The organism is Marinobacter sp. MBR-99 (genome assembly GCF_040547575.1).
Classification (GTDB): Bacteria; Pseudomonadota; Gammaproteobacteria; order Pseudomonadales; family Oleiphilaceae; genus Marinobacter.
The window spans coordinates 277403-298240 of the sequence record NZ_JBEPPY010000002.1 but is presented as its reverse complement, the minus strand read 5'-3'; the positions used below and the strand labels follow the sequence as shown (position 1 = coordinate 298240).

17 protein-coding genes are annotated in these 20838 nt (G+C 57.7%); 10 read left to right on the top strand and 7 right to left on the bottom strand.

Features of this window, described 5'->3' with window-relative positions; translation table 11 throughout:
- The first annotated feature begins 67 nt into the window (after nt 1-67).
- On the top strand, nt 68-676 hold the full coding sequence (locus ABIE59_RS03150; protein WP_354444153.1) for a methyltransferase family protein: 609 nt from the start codon (nt 68-70) through the stop codon (nt 674-676).
- Nucleotides 677-685: 9 nt separating this feature from the next.
- Here the strand turns inward: ABIE59_RS03150 and djlA are convergent, their stop codons facing one another.
- Nucleotides 686-1468, bottom strand: a complete 783-nt coding sequence (gene djlA, locus ABIE59_RS03145; protein ID WP_354444151.1) for a co-chaperone DjlA — start codon at nt 1466-1468, stop codon at nt 686-688.
- Nucleotides 1469-1518: 50 nt separating this feature from the next.
- On the bottom strand, nt 1519-4320 hold the full coding sequence (locus ABIE59_RS03140) for an HD domain-containing phosphohydrolase (protein ID WP_354444149.1): 2802 nt from the start codon (nt 4318-4320) through the stop codon (nt 1519-1521).
- A gap of 86 nt (nt 4321-4406) precedes the next feature.
- Between ABIE59_RS03140 and alkB the strand changes: the two genes are divergently transcribed.
- The 4 genes from alkB to ABIE59_RS03120 all read left to right on the top strand — a co-directional run bounded on the left by alkB (nt 4407) and on the right by ABIE59_RS03120 (nt 9305).
- On the top strand, nt 4407-5069 hold the full coding sequence (gene alkB, locus ABIE59_RS03135; RefSeq protein ID WP_354444147.1) for a DNA oxidative demethylase AlkB: 663 nt from the start codon (nt 4407-4409) through the stop codon (nt 5067-5069).
- Nucleotides 5070-5311: 242 nt separating this feature from the next.
- Nucleotides 5312-6799 carry a SulP family inorganic anion transporter gene (locus tag ABIE59_RS03130; RefSeq protein WP_354444145.1) on the top strand — a complete coding sequence of 496 codons (1488 nt, stop codon included), beginning with the start codon at nt 5312-5314 and terminating at the stop codon, nt 6797-6799.
- Nucleotides 6800-6801: 2 nt separating this feature from the next.
- Nucleotides 6802-7728 (top strand): universal stress protein, encoded by a 927-nt coding sequence (locus tag ABIE59_RS03125; RefSeq protein ID WP_354444143.1) that lies wholly within the window; start codon nt 6802-6804, stop codon nt 7726-7728.
- Between the two features lie 17 nt (nt 7729-7745).
- A complete protein-coding gene (locus tag ABIE59_RS03120; protein ID WP_354444141.1) occupies nt 7746-9305 on the top strand; it encodes a phospholipase D family protein in 1560 nt (519 codons plus the stop codon).
- Nucleotides 9306-9311: 6 nt separating this feature from the next.
- Here ABIE59_RS03120 and ABIE59_RS03115 read toward each other — a convergent pair whose 3' ends face one another.
- Genes ABIE59_RS03115 through ABIE59_RS03105 form a run of 3 tightly spaced genes read right to left on the bottom strand, consistent with a single transcriptional unit; the run spans nt 9312 to nt 11656 of the window.
- Nucleotides 9312-10502 carry a BaiN/RdsA family NAD(P)/FAD-dependent oxidoreductase gene (locus ABIE59_RS03115; RefSeq protein ID WP_354444139.1) on the bottom strand — a complete coding sequence of 397 codons (1191 nt, stop codon included), beginning with the start codon at nt 10500-10502 and terminating at the stop codon, nt 9312-9314.
- Nucleotides 10503-10547: 45 nt separating this feature from the next.
- Entirely contained in the window at nt 10548-11354 is an 807-nt protein-coding gene (locus tag ABIE59_RS03110) for a PhzF family phenazine biosynthesis protein (RefSeq protein ID WP_354444137.1), read from the bottom strand.
- Nucleotides 11351-11656, bottom strand: coding sequence for a hypothetical protein (locus tag ABIE59_RS03105; protein WP_354444135.1), 306 nt, complete (start codon nt 11654-11656; stop codon nt 11351-11353). The genes ABIE59_RS03110 and ABIE59_RS03105 overlap by 4 nt, the downstream gene beginning before the upstream one ends.
- Nucleotides 11657-11859: 203 nt before the next feature.
- On the opposite strand from ABIE59_RS03105, the gene ABIE59_RS03100 reads away from it, so the two are divergent.
- Nucleotides 11860-13287, top strand: a complete 1428-nt coding sequence (locus ABIE59_RS03100) for an aminotransferase-like domain-containing protein (RefSeq protein WP_354444133.1) — start codon at nt 11860-11862, stop codon at nt 13285-13287.
- On the opposite strand, the gene ABIE59_RS03095 is transcribed toward ABIE59_RS03100, so the two are convergent.
- Both ABIE59_RS03095 and ABIE59_RS03090 read right to left on the bottom strand, forming a co-directional pair.
- Nucleotides 13268-13924 carry a response regulator transcription factor gene (locus ABIE59_RS03095; protein WP_354444131.1) on the bottom strand — a complete coding sequence of 219 codons (657 nt, stop codon included), beginning with the start codon at nt 13922-13924 and terminating at the stop codon, nt 13268-13270. The genes ABIE59_RS03100 and ABIE59_RS03095 overlap by 20 nt on opposite strands.
- A 7-nt stretch (nt 13925-13931) precedes the next feature.
- Nucleotides 13932-15422 (bottom strand): sensor histidine kinase, encoded by a 1491-nt coding sequence (locus tag ABIE59_RS03090; RefSeq protein ID WP_354444129.1) that lies wholly within the window; start codon nt 15420-15422, stop codon nt 13932-13934.
- 149 nt (nt 15423-15571) lie between these two features.
- Here ABIE59_RS03090 and ABIE59_RS03085 point away from each other — a divergent pair, with 149 nt between their 5' ends.
- From ABIE59_RS03085 to ABIE59_RS03070, 4 genes are all read left to right on the top strand, one after another.
- On the top strand, nt 15572-17200 hold the full coding sequence (locus tag ABIE59_RS03085) for an acyl-CoA synthetase (RefSeq protein ID WP_354444127.1): 1629 nt from the start codon (nt 15572-15574) through the stop codon (nt 17198-17200).
- A 93-nt stretch (nt 17201-17293) separates the two neighbouring features.
- A complete protein-coding gene (locus ABIE59_RS03080) occupies nt 17294-18664 on the top strand; it encodes a solute carrier family 23 protein (RefSeq protein ID WP_354444125.1) in 1371 nt (456 codons plus the stop codon).
- Nucleotides 18665-18910: 246 nt separating this feature from the next.
- Nucleotides 18911-19729: a metal-dependent hydrolase gene (locus tag ABIE59_RS03075; protein WP_354444123.1), complete on the top strand. Its 819-nt coding sequence runs from the start codon at nt 18911-18913 to the stop codon at nt 19727-19729.
- Between the two features lie 118 nt (nt 19730-19847).
- Nucleotides 19848-20798 carry a DegV family protein gene (locus ABIE59_RS03070; protein ID WP_354444121.1) on the top strand — a complete coding sequence of 317 codons (951 nt, stop codon included), beginning with the start codon at nt 19848-19850 and terminating at the stop codon, nt 20796-20798.
- The last annotated feature ends 40 nt before the right edge of the window (nt 20799-20838 follow it).

The window sequence follows — 20838 nt, the reverse complement described above, 5'->3', positions numbered from 1 at the left end:
CAACCACTTTAAATCGCTGGAATCACGCAGTAAGCTGGTCGCCAACCTGCTGAACCAGAATGCATAAATGGACCTGATTGAACCCGCTGTCCGAACGTTTCTCGGCATATTTTTCCTGATGATTGGTCTTCAGTTTACGGCCAGGACGCTGGGTTTGTACGCCCGTATGGGGTTCAGCCATATTCATTACGGTACCCGTGGCAGGGCAACCTGGTGGCATCGTCATATCTTCAATGTGTTTCGGGCAGCCATTCTTCTGGTGTGTCTGGCCCGGATTTTTATCGATCTGGATGGTTTGCTCGGGGTATTTCCCTGGCTGTATCACTGGCCGGTTCTGTTGGCCGGTGCGGTGTTACTGCTGACATCGTTCACGGCGGTGAATTACCTGCAGGCGTATATGCATGAGGACTGGCGCTCCGGTATAGCAACCTCTGCAGATAGGGCCAGGCTGCTGACCAAAGGCCCCTACAGCCGCTCCAGAAATCCCTTGTTTCTGGCTGTTATGACCGGGCAGCTGGGCTTTTTTCTGGCGTTGCCCAGTGTGTTCTCGCTGGTTTGCCTGGTGGCGGGTGTGCTGGTGATCACCCGTCAGGCAAAAGAGGAAGAAAAAGCCCTGGCTCAGCGTTTTGGCCAGGACTATGAGGCTTATCGGGCTAAGGTGCCCCGCTGGTTCTGAAAACTGCTCTCAAGACGCCTGTTTTCGGGCATCTTTGATGACGTCGTAGGCATGGCTGATCTCGCGAGTTCGCTCTTCTGCCATTTCCCGCATGCTCTCTGGCATACCACGCCCGGCCAGTTTGTCCGGATGGTTCTCGCTCATCAGCTTGCGGTAAGCGCGTTTGATCTCGGCGTCGGACGCCGACGCGGATACCCCCAGTACCTTGTAGGCGTCCTCAATCTGCTGGCCAGACGAGTAATTCGGGCTGCCGCCGGCATGCCCGGCATGGGCACCGCGCAGCATGGCTTCCAGTTGGTCTACCTGGCTTTCTGGCAGGCCGAGGACACGGGCAATGCGCACCAGCATGTCATGCTCGGCCGGGTGCACCTTGCCATCTGCGGCCACTGCAGACACCTGAACCTGCAGGAACATCTGAAGAAAGGCGGGTTGGCGGCCGGAGCTCTGTAGAAAACGGTTAAGTTCGGCGTCCAGGTCAAAATCCGGTTGCTTGCCGCGGTTGAACGCCTCCCGGGCAATGGCTTTTTGCTCTTCGTTCAAGCGGAACCGTTCAAACATCGCTTCTGCCAGTTGAATCTCGTCCCGGGTAACCACACCATCTGCTTTGCACAGGGCGCCCATTACGGCAAACACGGATTCTACGAAGTTGTTTTGCAGGCTTTGAATCTTGCCTATCAACCGGCTTTTCATACGCTGGAACAGGAAAGCCCCTATGGCCGCCCCCACCAGAAATCCCGGAAACCGGCCAAAGGCGTAACCGATCAGGCCACCGAAAATCATTGCGAACAGCATTCAGATATCCTTTGAGAGTAAATCAGTCCGTAGAATATACGTGTTTTTGGTCAGGGCTTCATGAACTGGCTTTCATCCACCTGGTCAATCTGCTCCGGCCGCAGGTGCTGTTGTGCATAGGTCAGCCAGATGCGGGACTGTAAAAACAGGTTGAAGGTGTCTTTGTCCAGATGCCCCTTGTCTGCCATGCCTGCCATCAGTTCCAGCGATTCGGAGAGGGTTTTACCACGTTTGTAGGGCCTGTCGACTGCGGTGAGGGCTTCGAAGACATCGGCAATGGCCATGATTTTTTCCGGAATGCTCATGTCTTCACCTGTCAGCCTGCAGGGGTAGCCGTTTCCGTCCATTCGCTCGTGGTGGGTGCCGGCGAGCCGGGGCACATTGGCCAGTCGATCCGGCAGCGGCAAGGCATCCAGCATGCAGATGGTCTGCACGATATGTTCGTTAATCTTGAACCGCTCCTCATCGGTCAGGGTGCCATAACGCACCGTTAGGTTGTGCAGTTCGCCCCGGTTGTAGGCGTACTCCGGCAAGGTCATATCGAAACCCCAACGGTTGCGGGGATCGTCCTTGCGTACGGGGGGGATGGTGTCTCCCCAGCTGCGCAAGTGGCTGGGTTTGTCTGCCAACAGTGCTTCCTGCACTGGTAGCTCAGGTTCTGGCTGCTGTTCAAGAGCCAGACGTTCGTCGTCTGACAAGCCCAGACGGTCGCTGAAGTGGCGCAGCCAGGTGCGGCTGCCAATCTCGTAAATGCGCGCCACGTCTTCGTCCGACATGGATTCGGTGCCCTGATTGACCCGGGCCAGAAAAGAAAACTCTTCCTGCAACGCTTGTTGAAACTGATCCCGTCGTTGCCTGGCCTGATGCTCATGGTCGCCAGCAAGGCATGCCTCCAGGTACTGGATGTCGGCATCCCGGTGTAACACCTCAAAACGGGTGCGGATTTCATGTATCCGGTTGTGAATGGTCTCAAGCTTGACGGCTTTATCAACCACGTATTCCGGGCTGGTGATCTTCCCGCAGTCATGCAGCCAGGCGGCCAGGTGGAACTCATAACGCTGGTCCTCAGTCATGCTGAAGCGGGCAAATGGTCCATCACTGACCTGTTCGGCCTGTTCAGCCAGCATCTGTGCCAGCTTGGGTACCCGCTCACAGTGGCCTCCGGTGTAAGGAGATTTGGCATCGATGGCGTTGGCCACCAGTTGAATGATGCCGTCCAGCAGGGCCTGCTGGCTTTCGATTAACTCACGGGTTTCGATGGCCACAGCGGCCGAGCCGGCAATTTCGTCTACAAACAGAATCAGGTCATCGCTCAGTTCTGTCTGGTCTCCGTGTTCGATTTCGATGATCAGCACACCAATCAGCTTGCGGCGGCGGTTGCGGAGAATGGCAAACACCGAGTGGCCGGGGATGTGACTTCGCAGAATACGGATCAGTTCGTTATCATCGGCCAACGGCGGGATGGACATGAGCGCCGAGGGTAGGTCAAGGCCGCCATTCACGGTCAGTTCGAGTTTATGATCGTGAACGTTGAACAGGTAGATCGCGCCGCGTTTCTGGCCCACGATACTGACGATCTGCTCGAGAATATCCTGCAGCAGCTGGTTTAAGTCCTGGCCGCGGTTCAGTACCGTGGAGATGTTCTGGAAACTGCGGATAGTATGGGCCATGTCGTCGAGCGCGATGCTCAACTGCGACGCCTCACGGATGTGAGACTCGGAACGGACCTTGGTATCGAAACGGAAGCGCGACAGTTGGCTGACTCTGTCTGTCAGTTGCTCCAGCGGCTTGCCTACCTGGCGCCCCATAAACCAGCCGATGACCAGTAACAGCAGGGCGATGGCGCCGGCAATGAGGGTTTGCCTGGCCAGTGCGGCCCATACTTCTGCAAGCAGTTCATCAGAGGGGATGGCAATCACAATCGACAGTGATTCATCCGGCAGCGCATCCAATGCCACGGCAACGCCATACCAGTCACGCCCTTCTGCCGAAAAACCGCCGACGCCCTGTTCTGTTTGCTGCAGCCGTGCGGCCTGGATAACGGGACCGGCCTCTTGCTCAAACTCTGAACTGGCCAGCAACTGCCCTTGGTCGTTGATGATGGCGAGCTGGCTGCCGGGCGTCTGGCGCAGTTGGGCGAGCTGGGCGCCAAGATCGTTTACCGTAACGTCAATGCCAAGGACCGTGGAAGGCTGGGCACTGGCCCGCTGAGACAGTGTCAGTCCGGTTTCCTGAGTAGTGAAGAAAACATACGGCGCAGATAACTGCAGTTCGCTGACGCGCTGAGCTGCCTGATACCATGGCCGCTGGCGGGGATCGTAGTCGTAGCTTTCCAGCGCCCGATGCTCAATCAGGTTTAGCCCCTGATCGTAGAAACGCCAGGCGCCAACCCGTTGCGCTCCTTCCCGCTCGAGACTTTGCAACAGGAAGTGGCTGCCGGTGGGGGTATCTGGAAACTGCACGGATCCCGAATTGCCTAAGGTGCGGAAAAGAAAAAAATCCCCGTCGCCAAAACCGGCGTAAATAGCGCTGACGATGGTGCTGCTTGACAGGATATCGGCCAGTACCGGCAGCCGCTCGAGTCGCTCGTCCAGGTTGGTTGCGCCCGTTAACGGGTCATGTCGGAGCACCGCCAGAGCGGTGGAGGGCGGTTGTGTAATGGCGTTAATGCGATCATCCACACTGGTGGCCAGTTGGCGCGCCGTAGCCTCTGCCGCCGTCAGTTTGGCTTGCTCCATGCCCCGGAAACTCTGGCCCACCAATACAAGGGTAAGAATGAGCATTCCCAGGGTGATGGCAGAAGCAATCAGAAAAGCGAGCGAAACCTGGGCAGTCTGGCGGTTCGACAGCATGCAAGAGCCTTATCTGGAAAACAGGTATCTTCAGTGTAGACGCTGACTGCCGGAGTGTACGGAATCTTGATGAAAATGATCGGGTTATGACAATAGATCTGTTCGAAATCAGTGATCGCGAACCCTGGCGGGATCCGGTGGGTGAGGGAATTGTGGTTTTGCGTCGGTTTGCCCTGAACACAGCCCCTGATCTGATGCAGGGCATTGGTGATGTGGCCAGCAAAGCGCCGTTTCGGCACATGGTAACGCCGGGCGGCCACAGCATGTCGGCAGCCATGACCTGCGCCGGCGAACTGGGCTGGGTGACAGACCGGTCGGGTTACAGGTACCAGCCCACCGATCCGGAATCCGGTCTGCTCTGGCCTGAGATTCCTGAGTCTTTTAAAGAGCTGGCGCGGAACGCCGCCGAGGCGGCGGGATATCGGGGGTTTGTGCCGGATGCCTGCCTGATCAACCGTTATCAGCGCGGTGCCCGCATGGGGTTACACCAGGACAAAGACGAGCAGGAATTCTCCTGGCCCATTGTCTCCGTTTCCCTCGGTTTGCCGATAACCTTCCAGTTTGGCGGCCCAAGACGCTCAGACAAACCTGTGAAAATCCCGTTGGAGCACGGCGATGTGGTGGTTTGGGGAGGGCCTGCCCGGTTGTTCTATCACGGAGTACTGACACTCAAAGCGGGCCACCACCCTTTGACTGGAGCCTGCCGGTACAACCTGACCTTTCGCAAAGCCGGCAGAGGTACAAGGTAGCGGGGGGATGAACGGCCTTACTTTCCCGACGCGCTTCTGGTAAGCTTCGCCGCCCCGAATCGACAGTAACCTGACTTTCATCAAAGCGAAGCCTTTCAAAACCGTGACGATCCTTCCACCATAGCGTTCATATTCCCTTAACTGGCCTCGCCCAGACTTCTTTTCAGGTTTCCTGACACCCGTCCGTGCCCGTATGCATGGCAGCCGTTTATTTTTCATTGTTCAGTTGGATATCCCCAATCATGGTGCAATCACTCAAGCAAAACTGGTTTTCCAATATTCGAGGCGACCTGCTCGCCGGTATCGTTGTCGCGCTGGCCCTGATTCCGGAAGCGATCGCTTTCTCCATCATCGCCGGCGTGGATCCGAAAGTGGGTTTGTATGCCTCTTTCTGTATTGCCGTGATTATCGCCTTCGTGGGCGGTCGTCCGGGCATGATCTCGGCAGCAACCGGTGCCATGGCCCTGTTGATGGTGACTCTGGTCAAAGAGCATGGCCTTGAGTATCTGTTGGCAGCAACCCTGCTGACCGGTGTTATCCAGATTGCTGCGGGCTATCTGAAGCTGGGCGGATTGATGCGCTTTGTGTCCCGGTCGGTGGTCACCGGGTTTGTGAACGCCCTGGCGATTTTGATCTTCATGGCCCAGTTGCCAGAATTGACCAATGTGACCTGGCACGTTTATGCCATGACGGCGGCCGGGCTGGGTATTATCTATTTGTTTCCACTGTTGCCCAAGGTCGGCAAGATTCTGCCCTCACCACTGATCTGTATCGTTGTCCTGACCGGTGTTGCCATGGCCCTGAACCTGGATATCCGAACTGTCGGCGATATGGGCGAGCTACCGGACACCTTGCCGATCTTTCTGTGGCCTGATGTGCCACTGAACCTTGAAACGCTGATGATTATCCTGCCTTACTCTATCGCGCTGGCGGTTGTTGGCTTGCTGGAATCCATGATGACCGCCACGATTGTGGACGACCTGACCGACACCAACAGTGATCGTAACCGTGAGTGCAAGGGTCAGGGCATCGCCAACATCGGCTCTGGTTTGCTGGGTGGCATGGCGGGCTGCGCGATGATTGGTCAGTCCATCATCAATATCAAATCCGGCGGCCGTACTCGGTTGTCGACACTCTCTGCTGGCGTATTTCTGTTGATTATGGTTCTGGTGCTGGATAAGTGGCTGGTGCAGATTCCGATGGCAGCACTGGTGGCGGTTATGATCATGGTATCCATCGGTACGTTCAGCTGGGGGTCCATCAAGAACCTGAAAGAGCACCCGTTGTCCACCAACATTGTTATGGTGGTTACGGTAGTCGTAGTCGTTGCTACCCATAACCTGGCCTTTGGTGTTTTGGCGGGCGTGCTGCTGGCGGCGCTGTTCTTCGCCAACAAAGTGGGTCACTACATGCTGGTTACATCCGAATTGGATGAGAGCACCGATACTCGCCGCTACACCGTGGTAGGCCAGGTGTTCTTCAGTTCATCAGAAAAGTTCCTGGAATCCTTTGACTTCAAAGAAGCAGTCGATAATGTTGTGATAGACCTTAGCCGTGCCCATTTCTGGGACATCACTGCGGTTGGCGCCCTGGACAAGGCGGTGATCAAGTTCCGCCGGGAAGGTTCGGATGTTGAGGTGATTGGCCTGAATCAGGCCAGTGCGACCATCGTTGACCGCTTCGGCGTGCATGACAAGCCGGATGCTGTCGACAGCCTGATGGGGCACTGAACATGACTGAGGCCAAAGAAAACGCGATGATTCAAAGCCATAATAAGAATCAAAATGACCAGCAAGGCGAGGCAGATATGTTACGAGTAGTGGCCTGTATCGATGGCTCCCGGGCAGCACCTGCAGTGTGTGATTACGCAGCCTGGGCGAGCCGGCACATGGAAACGCCCCTGATGCTTTTGCATGTTCTGGACGAAGAGCGCTACCCGGCGGAGCCGGACCTGGCGGGGAACATTGGGCTGGGCAGCCGGGAGCAGTTGCTGGATGAGTTGGCCCAACTGGATCGTAAACGGGCCAAGCTGGCGCTGGAACATGGCCATCACATGCTCGATGAAGCCGAAGCCAGGGTGAAAGCAGCCGGTTCAGAGGAGGCGGTAAAACGCCAGCGCCATGGTAACCTCACTGAGTCGTTGGTGGCCCTCGAGAAAGACACCCGTCTGTTTGTGATGGGGCTGCATGGTGAAAGCAGTTCTGACCGTGATATCCATATCGGCAGCCAGCTGGAAACCGTTATCCGCAGCGTTCACCGCTCCATTCTCCTGGTGCCAGACGATTATTCAGAGCCGAAAAGTGCCATGCTGGCCTTCGACGGAAGCCCCACCGCTTTCCGGGGAGTGGAGCTGATTGCCCAGAGCCCGGTGCTCAAAGGTATGCCCCTGCACCTGGTGATGATCGGCCCAGATACCGCAGACCGCTGGGAGCAGCTCAAGAAGGCAGAGCAGATGTTGTCCGGGCTGGGTGTTGATATCACCCTGGCCATCCGCGCCGGTGATGTGGAGCCGACATTGCACGCGTATCAGGAAGAGCACGGCATCGACATTCTGGTGATGGGCGCTTACGGGCATTCCAGAATTCGCCAGTTCCTGGTGGGCAGTACCACCACAACCATGCTGAAAACCGCTAAAAAACCTCTGGTTATCATTCGCTGACAAGGACTCCTCCGGCCATGCTGACCCGGCAAGTAGTCCCGTTGATCGCCAGGCTGTGCCTGTTACTGGTTGCGGGGCTGCTTGCCGGCTGTGCAAGGGCGTTGCCGCCGGTCGACCATGGCCCGGTTTTGGCGGTATCCTCGGTGGCAGACTCCTTCACAACGGATCAGAGCCGGATGCACCTTGATCCTGATTCTCCGCTCTCTGCGTTTCGGCTGCTCGACACAGGCCGCGATGCCTTTATAGTTCGCAGCGCCCTGATTGAAACCGCCAGCAAACGCATTGATGCCCAGTATTACATCTGGAACGACGATGCCAGTGGCCGGTATCTGGCTGGTCGGCTGGTAGCCGCAGCAGACCGGGGCGTGCAGGTTCGGCTGTTGCTGGATGACATCAATGTGGCCGGCAAAGAATCCCTGTTTGCCATGATGGAGGCCCACCCGGCCATCAGCATACGGATTTTCAATCCGTCTCCCTCCCGCAAGGGCGTTGGCCGCTGGTTGTCGTTCCTCACAGACTTCGACCGCATCAACCGACGCATGCACAACAAGACCTTTGTGGTGGATGGCAATGTGGGTATTACTGGCGGCCGCAATATTGGCGACGAGTACTTTGACGAACACCCGGAACTGAATTTCCGGGATCGCGACGTCATGGTACTGGGGCCGCTGGCTGGTGCCATGACCGATAACTTTGAGGCCTACTGGCAAAGCCCGTGGTCCTACCCGCTGGGGCAATTGTATGAGCTGCCGGAATCAGCACGTGCGGGTGACCGCTTATCCGGACTCAGCCGTGCCAACTCCGAGTCGCTGCCTTTTGCCGCGTCAGTACCACAGGGCAGGGGCCAGGCGGAATCTCTGCTGGCAGGATGGTTCGCCGATATGGTGACGGCTGAGGCCGTGCTGGTGTTTGATCCGCCACCAGAAGATCTGGAAGCGCCGGCAGACAAGCCGCGACACACGGCAAAGGCTCTGTTCGGTCTGATCGAGTCAGCCCGGCACGAAATCCTGATTGAGTCTGCCTATCTGATTCTGGCCGATGAGCAGCTGAACGGCCTGGATAACCTGGGCAACCATGGGCTGAAGGTGGCGGCAATCACCAATTCCCTAGCCACCAATGATCTTGTCACCAATCATTCCGGCTACGCTCGCTGGCGCCGCGAGATGCTGGAACAGGGCTTCGAGCTCTACGAGCTGCGGCCACATGCCCCGGCCTGTAAACGTTGGGTGGCCAATGAACAAGCCTGCGATAACGGCGTGGTCAGCCTGCACTCCAAAGCGGTGGTTTTTGACCGGGAGACGCTGTTTATTGGCTCGTTCAACGTGAACCTTCGTTCTATCTACCTCAATGGCGAAACGGTGTTGGTGATTCGCAGCCCGCAACTGGCACGCACAGTGGCCGAGGATATTGAGTTGGCCATGGCGCCGGAGAACAGCTGGAGGGTGAGTCTGAACGAGCAGGGTAGCCTGGTGTGGCAATCGCGGGACGGGGAGGTTTATCAGGAACCCGAGAGCGGATTCTGGCGCCGGGCGGCCTCCCGTGTGTTGTCCTGGCTGTCGATCGAGAAGTATCTCTGAGGCCTGTCAGGCTACGTTGCCTGCGGCCACACCGGAGGCCCACGCCCACTGAAAATTATGCCCGCCCAGGTGGCCGGTAACGTCCACCACTTCCCCGATAAAGTACAGGTTCGGATGCTCCAGGGCTGCCATGGTTTTGGAGGATAGCTGGCGGGTATCCACGCCGCCCAGAGTCACTTCGGCTGTTCTGTAGCCCTCCGTACCTGCCGGCTTGATGGTCCAGTCGCCAAGCGTGCCGGCAACCTGTTCCAGTTCCTGGTTGCGATACCCCTGCAGGGGGCCGCTCCATCTGTGCAGGTCGTTAAACGCCTGGGCGAACCGTTTCGGCAGGTGCTGGTTCAGATAGTGCGCGATGGTGGATTGCGGCTTGCTGCTGCGCAGGGCCAGCAGGTCTTCGTGAATGTTCTCAGCCGGCAGCAGGTTGATGTGTACCGCATCGCCCGGCTGCCAGTAACTGGACACTTGCAGCATGGCCGGGCCACTGAGGCCGCGATGGGTTACCAGCATGGGTTCCCGGAAGTGCTGCTGGTGGCAGTGGGCGTCCACCGGGCAGCTAACGCCAGACAACGGTGCCAGTTGTTGCTTCAGTTCCGGGTGCAGGGTGAAGGGCACCAGCCCCGCGCGGGTGGGCAGTACGCTCAAGCCAAACTGTTTGGCAATCTCGTAACCAAACCCGGTGGCACCCATGGTGGGAATCGACAGCCCACCACAAGCCACGATCAGGGATTCGCAACCGAGTGTGCCGCCACTGGTCTTCAGGAAGAAGCCCGAGCCTGTCTGCTGAACGTCGGTTGTCGACGTATTCATGCGAATCTCGGCGCCGGCCCATTCGCACTCGGTCAGCAGCACATTGAGAATATCCTTTGCGCTGTCTTTGCAGAACAGTTGCCCCGGCGCTTTCTCTTCATACTCCACCCCGTGACGGTCCACCAGCTCTACAAAATCCTGCGGCGTATAGCGCTTCAGGGCCGAGATGCAGTAGTGCGGGTTGTCTGAGAGAAAGTTCGCAGGTGTGCTGTTCAGGTTGGTGAAATTGCAGCGGCCACCGCCGGACATCAGGATTTTCTTGCCCGGCTTGTTGGCATGGTCGATCACCAGCACCTTGCGGCCGCGATAACCGGCGGTGGCCGCGCACATCAACCCGGCAGCGCCTGCGCCGATGATGATGACATCGTACCGGGATGTTGAATCTGCCATAGAGCTGCCCACCACTAATTGAAAATGGCGGGCAGTATATCAGCCTCAGGGCAGGTACACGGACCCTTCCATGTAAAACGCCGCCTGGCCGGCAATGGCTACCCGGTTACCTCTGAGCTCGCATCGCAGAACGCCACCGCGGGCGGAGAGCTGGCGGGCTTCCAGCGTTTGTTTACCCAGGCGTTCTGCCCAGTAAGGCACCAGCACGCTGTGGATGGAGCCGGTTACCGGGTCTTCGTCGATACCTGCTCCGGGGGCGAAGTAACGGCTGACAAAATCGCATTCTGTGCCGGGCGCGGTAACAATCAGCCCCTGATTGCCCAGCTCCGCCAGCAATGCCAGATTCGGGGCAGCTTCGGCCACGGCAGTTTCTGAATCCAGAATGACCATGTAGTTGGTGTCGTTTGGCACATAGAAGGCTTGTTCAGGAGCCCTTGCCAACGCTTTTCGGATCAGCTCCGGCGTTGGCCCGGATTGAAAGGCCAGGTTGGGAAAGTCCAGTTCCAGCCAGTCATCGGAACGGCGAGTAACCGCCAGGGGGCCGCTTTTCGACTGGAAACGAACCGTATCCCGCTGCCAGTCAAGACGATTGAACACCACCCAGGCAGAGGCCAGGGTGGCGTGGCCGCACAAGGGAACCTCCACTGTCGGGGTGAACCAGCGTACGTGAAAGTCGCCGTCATCCTGCTCCGGGAGCGGCACCAGAAAGGCGGTTTCTGACAGGTTGTTCTCCAACGCAATGGCCTGCATCTGTTGCTCCGGCAGCCAGCTCTTTAGCGGCATCACCGCCGCAGGATTACCCCGGAACAGTTCGTTGGTAAAAGCATCCACCTGATAGATATCGGTCTTCATGGCGTGTCCTTGTGGGCTGTTTGTAAAAGGTGTCTTGCGGGTGACGCTGCGATTCTCCGGAGTTCCTGGGCACTGTAACAGTGAATTTCGGGCAAGGGGCTTTGGCCTCGCAGTACCCAATGGCCGTGCCCCGCAGGGATCACCCGAATGCCCTCTTTGGCCAGGGCCTGCAGCGCCGTCATTAGGGTGCTGTGGTGTGGTTCTTCCTCTGTTGCATAAAGACCCAACACGTCCTTGCGAGTGGCGCGATGAGCAGGGCGTTGAAGTAAAGGGGCGGTGGTCGGGATGGTTGCGGTTGCCATGATGAAACTCCTTTTCTGATTCAGGAACCATTATTGGTTTCATCGGATTTCCATAACAGATTCAGCTACAGTGCTATTGAATCGGTACAGATGCAGAAAAATGGAAACTGTACTGCCTGAAAAGTCGGGAAACTGTACTGCTCATCGTGGCGCCGGTTCTGTTGGAATAGAACGCAGAGAGGACAGCACTGGAGAGAACAAAAATGGGAATGCTCTACAACCAGGTGGCGGACCAGCTCCAGGCGCTGATCCTTGATGGTGTATACCGGGAAGGGGAACGTGTGCCTGGTGTGCGGGTATTGAGCCGGCAGTTCGGTGTCAGTATTTCAACCGTGCTACAGGCCCACCAGACTCTGGAAGCACGTGGTTACCTGCAGGCCCGGGAACGCAGCGGATATTTCGTTCGCCGGCCAGCCCGAGACTTGCCGGAACCAAGAATGACCGAACAGCGCAGTCGTCCGGTACCGGTGTCTGCCCGGGAAATGACTCTGGACCTGTGTGCCGACGAACAAAAGCGCATGGTACCTCTGGCCACAGCCATTCCGCACCCGGACTACCTGCCGGTCCGGCAGATTCAGCAGAGCACGTTATGGGCGGCGAGGCGAGGTCTGGAAACCCTCGACTATGCGTTTCCCGGTAAGGAGTCGTTCCGGCGCCAGATTGCGCAGCGAATGGCCACCATCGGAGTGCCCGTTGCACCAGATGATGTGCTGGCCACCAACGGAGCCCAGGAGGCCATCATTCTGGCTCTGCGGGCGGTGACCCAGCCTGGGGATATCGTCGCCGTGGAGTCACCCTCGTTTCCCGGCATCCTGCAGGCGCTGGAAGTGGTGGGCCTGCGGGTGATTGAAATCCCCACCCATCCGTCAGACGGCATCAGTCTTGAAGGCCTGCAGCTTGCCCTGGAACAGTGGCCCTTGAAAGCCTGCGTGGTGGTGCCAAACCACAGCAATCCCATGGGTGCCCGGATGAGCGACGAGCGCAAGCAACAGCTGGTTTCCATGCTGGCGGCCGCCGGGGTGCCGTTGATTGAAGACGATATCTACGGCGACCTTTTCCATACTGGCGAGCGCCCGCGCCCGGCCAAGGCCTTTGACCAGGCCGACAACGTGATTTACTGCAGCTCCTTCTCCAAAACCATCTCGCCGGGCCTTCGGCTTGGCTGGATGATCCCGGGCAGGCACATGGCCGCTGCCCGGCAGCACAAGTATTTCGTGAATCTGGCGACATCGACCATCCCGCAACTGGCGGTGGCCCATTTCCTGGAACAGGGTGGCTATGACCGTTACCTCCGCTCGGCCCGGCAGCACTACAAAGAGTCAACAGACCGGCTTCGCTCGGCCATTGCCAGAACTTTTCCGGAAGGGACAGCGGTGAGCCGGCCCCAGGGCGGATTTGTGCTCTGGGTTCAGCTGCCGGAGGGTGTGTCGGGTACCGAGGTTTACCAACGGGCCCGGAGGGAAAACATCAACGTTGCCCCGGGGCTGATGTTCTCCACCGCCAACAAGTTCGACAACTGCCTGCGGCTGAACGGCGGCAATCCCTGGACCGGCCGGATTGAAGCCGCGGTTGATCGGCTGGGCGCCATCGCCCGGGAAGTGCAGTCCGGCGTCAGCCCGGACCGGTTCTGAGATTTGCAGGGTTCAGCAGCCCGGCTGCGATGGCAATGCCGGTGACATCCGGCAGCCGCTCGGCGCCCAGGCGTTTCATTACCCTGGCCCGATACAGGTCGATGGTTTTGACGCTGACGTCCAGTTGTTCGGCGATTTCCTTGCTGGTGTAGCCTTGGGCCAGGGGCAGGAAGACATCCCGTTCCCGGCGGGTGAGGGTGCTGATCAGCGCTTCGGTATCGGCATCGGATCGAGCGGGTGGCTCGGGCTTGGCGGGTGACTGTAATGCCTGTTGCACGCTGTCCAGCAGCAGCTGCTCGTTGAAGGGTTTCTCGATAAAGTCGAAGGCACCGGATTTGAAGGCGCGCACCACGATGGGCACATCGGCATGGCCGGAGACAAAAATAATCGGTATCTCCAGACCCCGTTTCTGCAATTCTTCCTGAACATTCAGCCCGCCAAGGCCGGGCATCCGGATATCCAGAATCACGCAACCGGGGCGTTGGTCTTCCACGGCGTCCAGAAACTGCCGGCCATCGCTGTAGGCTCTGACCTCAAGCCCGACCGATTCCAGCAGCCATTGGGTTGACTCCAGCATACCGGCATCGTCATCAACAACGTAAACGGTGTTGGCGTTTGACTGGGTGGTACCAGACATCGGGGGCTTACTCCTGGGTTGGTTTGTGGATGCATCGGGTGTTGCCGGGAGGGAACCGGCAGATCAGCGAAAGGCCGCCGGTGTCTGTGCGGGTGGCATCCAGAAAGCCGCCAAATCCCTCAATGATGGTACGGCTCATGGACAGCCCAAGCCCCAGCCCCTTGGCCTTGCTGGTATAGAACGGCTGGAACATCTGGCGGATGCCTTCGTCATCCAGCCCCGGGCCTTCATCGATGACCTGAATCAGAGTTTCCTGTTGTTCGTTGACGCAGGTGCTGACCACAATCCGGGAGGGACCAGCGCTGTCTTTGTCTGCTCCGGCTTCCGCATTGGCTTCTATGCCATTGCGGATCAGGTTAATCAACACCTGTTCAAGCAACACCGGGTCCGCAGTGATGGTGGGGGAGTCTGCGGCCAGGTTCTCGTAAATTCGGACACCATTCTTCTCCGCCTCCCACTGGCAAAGACGGGCAACCTCGGTGATCACTGAGTTCAGGGATACCGGCCCCATGCGTTTCTGACCTTTACGCAGGAAGGCCCGAAGACGTTTGATCACCTCGGAGGCCCGATTGGCGTGGTGCACGATCTTCTGGAGGCCGTCGTCAACTTTCAACAGCTTCTCGGGATGTTGGTCCGCTTCCTTGAGAAAGCGCTGGCTGGCGGATGCGAAATTCACAATCGATGCCAGTGGCTGATTCATCTCATGGGCAATGCTGGAAGCCAGCTCACCCAGGGTTGCCAGGCGAGCGGTGTGCGCCAGCTCATCTGCCAGCAGCCGGTTCTGTTCTTCCGATTCCACCCGCGCGGTGATGTCACGGGATACGCTGATCACCTCAACCACGGCGCCGGTATAGGTCTCCCGGATGGCGCGGCTGGCAATTTCGAACCAGCGGCGGCTGCCATTGCGGTGAATAATCTCCAGCGTCATGGTGGCGTAGCCGTCTTCCCGCAGCCGGTGGCGAGTCAGGGCCAGTTGCTCGGCTACATTTTCCCCCTGGAACACTTCTTCCAGGGCCTTGCCCCGAAGCTCTTCAGGCCAGTAACCCAGCAGGCGCCAGGACGCCGGCGTGGCATCGATGAAGCGCCCGTCCGGGGCGTGCCGCGAGATCAGGTCTGTGGTGTTTTCGGTAATCAGCCGGTACAGCCGATTGGAGCGAACGGCCTCTTCCAAGGAAAGAATATCGTTTGTGGCGTTCCGGCCCCGAACCAGTACCTGCTGGTTCTCTAAGTCCGGAATGAAACTCCACAGGAAGATGTGGTCGGCAAACCGGGATTCCACGGCTTCAATGGCCCGCGCCTGGTCCAGGGCCGAGTTGGCCAGAGCCGTCGCGTTTATCGGCAACAACTGTTCCGGGCGGTTCAGCTTTGCTTGGAGTGTCAGGGTATCAGCAGCTTTATTGCTGGCCAGCACCTCTAATTTGCGACTGACAATGAGAGTCGGCTGCGGATCATTGGGTATTAGTTGGCTGAAACTACTGGAGTTCTTTCTGTTGGCCATAAGGTTATAGTAATTATCCTATAATACCATGGTAGAGTTTCTAGTATTTTTTCTATCTTCTACCATCTCGGGCAATTTGAAGTATAGCTGCTTTGGCTATTCTTCTGAATATGCCATAAGAACAACATTCGAGTTAGAGGACCACACCAATGACTTCGATCTTCGACCAGGGCCTTTCGCCCCGGGATGCCAACTACGCAGTCCAATCCCCCGTTGATTTTATCGAGCGCACCGCCAGTGTGTACCCGGATTATCCCGCCATCATCCATGGTGCCATCCGCCGTAACTGGGCCGAAACCTATGACCGGTGCCGGCGTCTGGCGTCTGCCCTGAAAGGCCGGGGGATCGGCCGCGGAGACACAGTGGCGGTGATGCTGTCTAACATTCCGGCCATGGTGGAATGCCACTTTGGCGTGCCCATGATCGGCGCGGTACTGAACACCCTGAACGTGCGCCTGGATGCCGAGGCCATTGCCTTCATGCTGGAGCATGGTGAGGCGAAAGTCGTGATTGCCGACCGCGAATTCGGCCAGGTAGTGAAAGATGCGGTGCGCCACCTTGAGCACAAGCCCCTGGTGATTGATGTGGACGATCCTGAGTACGGTGAGGGCGTTCAGGTCAGTGATCTCGACTACGAAGCCTTCCTGCAGGAGGGTGACCCCGAGTTTCAGTGGAGTTTCCCTGCCGATGAGTGGGATGCGATATCCCTGAACTACACCTCCGGCACAACAGGTAACCCCAAAGGTGTGGTGTATCACCACCGTGGGGCTTATATCAATGCCCTGGGTAACCAGACCGTGTGGTCCATGGGCATGCACCCCGTGTACCTGTGGACCCTGCCGATGTTCCACTGCAACGGCTGGTGTTTCCCCTGGACCATAACGGCCATGGCGGGCACCCACGTGTGCCTGCGTCGGGTAGACCCGGAGAAGATTCTGCAGCTGATTCGTGATCACCAGGTTACCCACATGTGTGGTGCGCCGATCGTACTGAACGCGCTGCTGAATGCATCCCCGGAAGCCAAAGCCGGTATCGACCACGAAGTGAAGTCCATGACCGCCGGCGCTGCGCCTCCCGCTCAGGTGATTGGTTCCATCGAGGAGATGGGCATCAAGGTAACTCACGTCTACGGCCTGACCGAAGTGTACGGCCCGGTTACCGTGTGTGCCTGGAAGTCAGAATGGGATGAACTGCCGTTGCGTGAGCGTGCCCAGATCAAGGCGCGCCAGGGCGTTCGTTATCACACCCTGGGCGGTACCATGGTGGCTGACCCCAACACCATGCAGCCGGTCCCGAAAGACGGCAAGACCATCGGCGAGATCTTCCTGCGCGGCAACACCGTGATGAAAGGTTATCTGAAGAACCCGAGTGCCACGGAGGAAGCCTTCCGGGGTGGTTGGTTCCATACCGGTGACCTGGCCGTGTGGCACGAAGACGGCTACATGGAAATCAAGGACCGCCTGAAAGACATCATCATCTCCGGTGGTGAGAACATCTCCACCATCGAGGTGGAAGACACCCTTTACCGCCACCCGGCGGTGATGGAAGCGGCGGTGGTTGCCCGGCCGGATGAGAAATGGGGTGAAACGCCCTGTGCCTTCATCACCCTCAAGCCAGAGGCAGGGGATGTGTCTGAAGAAGACATCATCAATTTCTGCCGCGAGCACCTGGCACGATTCAAGGTGCCCAAAACCGTGGTCTTCTCGGAACTGCCGAAAACATCCACAGGCAAGATCCAGAAATTCGTACTGCGGGACCAGGCCAAAGAGCTGAATTGATCCCCGAACGGCGGCACCCTTCGGTGCCGCCACACCTCGTCACAAAAACAACATTGACTGGCACCCTAAACCGGTGTGCGCGGAGGTAATGTAATGCAAATGTTCCACAGAAAAAACGGCGAAGAACAGCCGTTCTGGCCGGCCGGCCCCTTCAAGATCCGTTTGCCGTTCGTCCACTATCGCTGGGAGTTCGCGGAGATGGTCCAGGCCCTGATCATGTTTGTGGTCAGCCTGGCGATGATTCCCCTGCTTGAAACCTACCTTGGTGTGCCTTACGAGGTTGCCCTGGCTTATGTGGTTATCTGCGGTATTGGCTTCATGCTGCCGGCCCTGCTGGGCGTGCCCCTGGTCCCCGGCTGGATTACCCCGGGCATTCCTGTGGTTTTGCTGTTCCTCTCGGACTACGAGCCCGGCCCTGAGGCAATCCAGGCGCTGTTCGCCTTGCAGTTCCTGGTGTTCCTGATCTTCCTGGTTCTGGGTGTTACCCGCCTGGGCAGTAAACTGGTTGAGTGGATTCCACGCTCCATGAAGGGCGGGATCATTATCGGTGCCGGTATTGCGGCCCTGATGGGTGAAATCGAAGCCGGTGGTCGTCTGGCCAACACGCCAATCTCCCTGATTGTCGGTGGCCTGGTCTGTCTGTACCTGATGTTTTCAGTGTCTTTCAAGGGTTTCGTTGACAAGAGCAACATCGCTCGCAAGATTGCCAACTACGGCATGGTACCGGGTATGGTTGTTGCCATTCTGGTAGGTTTTGCCACTGGTGAATACGCCGTACCGGATGTGCAGTGGGGTATCACCAAGCCCGCTTTTGATCAACTGTGGAACTACTTGCCATTTACCGTTGGCTTCCCGGATCTGAATATCTTCCTGTATGCGATTCCGACCGCGGTCATCGCTTACGTGATTGCCTTCGGCGATATCGTCGTGGGTCAGTCCCTGATGAATCGTGTGGACCACCTGCGTAAAGATGAAGACATCGACAACAGCATCGACCGTGTTCACCTGGTAACCGCTATCCGAAATGGTGGCCACGCCTTCTTCGCTCCGTACCCTGGCCTGGCAGGCCCGATCTGGACGGCGGTCACGGCCACCATGGCAGAGCGCTACAAGTACGGCCGCAACGCCATGGATTCCATTTACAGTGGTGGTGGCACCTTCTGGATTACCGGCTTTATCGCGCTGTTTGTTCTGCCGCTGGTGAGCTTTTTCCAGCCGGTTCTGCCGATTGCGCTGTCGCTGACCCTGCTGCTGACCGGTTACATCTGTCTGATGGTGGGCCTGGAGCAACTGGAGAACAACACCGAGCGAGGCATTGCCGGCACCATGGGTGTGGTCCTGGCGGTGTACGGTGCAGGCTGGGGCCTGGCCACCGGTGCCATCCTCTACTACCTGATTGAGCGTACGCATCTGCTGAAGTTTACCTCTGACCCGGAGGCCCCGGGCGCCGAGAAGAGCGAGTAACACTAAACCCGGTGCCGTTATGACGATGGCGGCACCAACCCACTGTGTGTCCTTGGGAGGCTAGATGCCTCCCTTTTTTTGTTTGTAAAAGTGTGCTGACAATTTGTCATTTCATGACAAATTGTCGAATTTTTCAGGCTGGCCCCTTCCAGTTATCCGGAACACGGGGGTACACTGTCTTAACTGGTGAAAATTTATCCAATGTCGAGTGCTTCAATAACAACAAACCGACAACAGGGGGCCGGAATGACCATCAGTTCCACACCGGACGGCGTCGCCGTCAAACCCAGGCATCTGCGTTTTGATGTTCGTGACGAGTTGAAAACCCTTTGGCACGGCAACGATGCCTTCCGCACGGCATTTTTCAATGCCTTGTCCCTTCAGTTTCCCGATGGCGAGCAGCAATTCATCAACGCCGTTCGCCTGTACCGGGACCAGATCACCGACCCGAAACTCAAAGAAGAAATCAAAGGCTTTATCGGCCAGGAAGCGCTGCACAGCCGGGAGCACAAGGACTACAACGAAGCGCTGAAGGCCCGAGGGTATGATATCGATGCCCTGGACAGACGGTTCCAGAAACATATGGAGTGGGTGGGCCGACTGCCGCCAAGTCGGCAACTGGCGGGAACCTGCGGGGCAGAGCACTACACCGCCGTGCTGGCCAACGCCATTCTCAGCCATCCCGAGTGGATGGAGGGCGCTACGCCGACAATGCAACGGTTGTGGCGCTGGCATGCCATCGAGGAAACCGAGCACAAGTCGGTGGCTTTCGACGTGTACCGGGCTTGCGTTGGCAACGAGCGGTTGCGCCGGATTGTCTTTTTGTTTGTCACCTGGAATTTCTTCAAGTACACCTTCATCAACACCTGCAGCCTGCTGAAGACGGATGGCAAACTCTGGAGTCTGAAAACCTGGTTAGGCGGGCTGAATTTTCTCTGGGGTAAGCCCGGCGTTCTGCGCAAGTGCCTGCCCGAATTTCTGGCCTATTTCCGGAAAGATTTCCACCCATGGCAGCAAGACAACCGGCGACTATTGGAAGATAACCTGAGAGAACTGGAGGTTTGACAGCCTGAGGTGGGTGCTGAAATTTTCACCAATCTGTGCAAGACTGTAGCGCGACAAAAATAATGACAATAAAGGGCATGCCCAGATGAGGTGTTGCCCGCACCCGGAGACACACAGCATGCGCGTTGGCCTGATTGTAGATTCCGCCTGTGACCTTCCCTATGAATTTGCCCGGAAGCACGACCTGTTCGTTCTGCCGGTAACCGCGATTATCGACGGCCAGACCTACACCGATAAACATTGTCCGGTTCGTACTCAGGAGTTTTATCAAAGTGGCCTGTTGGGCAAGGGTCATGAAGCGGAAACCAAAGCCTACACTGCCGAACAGATCCATGACTTGTTCATGGAAAAGATTGTGACCGAGTTCGATGTGGCCATCTGCGAAACCGTCACCAAAAGCCGTAGCCAGATTTTCCAGAATGCCGCGGAAGCCATGAACTCCGTCATGGCTCATTACGAGGAGGCCCGTAAGGCCGCTGGCCGGGATGGCAAGTTCTCCATGCGGGTGATCGACAGTAAGCAGATCTTTGCCGGGCAGGGTTTGCTGGCAGCCCATACTCTGAAACTGATTGAGCAAAAGCTTTCCAAGAATGCCCTTCGGCATGAGGTCGAGACGTTTACCGACAAGATCTATACCTGTGTGATCCCCAGAGATCTTCACTATATCCGCGAGCGGGCCCGACGCCGTGGCGACAAGAGCGTTTCGGCTTTGGCGGCGTTCCTGGGCAAGGCCCTGAATATCATTCCGGTCATATTTGGGCAGGGCGCTGAGGGCAAGCCAGTGGTCAAAACCCGCAGCTTTGATATGGCGGTCGAGAAGGTGATGAATTACGCGGTTGCCCGGGTTGAAGCCGGTTTATTAACGCCTTACGTCAGCTTGTCCTGCGGGTTGAGCTGGACGGAAATCGAAGACCTGCCTGGCCTGAACCGCCTGCGTGATGCCTGCGAAAGTAATGGGGTGGAGTTATTGCTGTCACAGATGGGCATTACCAGTGCCATCTATGTAGGCCCGGGCAGTATCTGCCTGGCTCTGGCCGCCGAGCCCCATACCTTCAACGATTTCCAGTAGCCCCCTGGCCAGTCGGTCCCGACTGGCCGCGCGTCGCCCT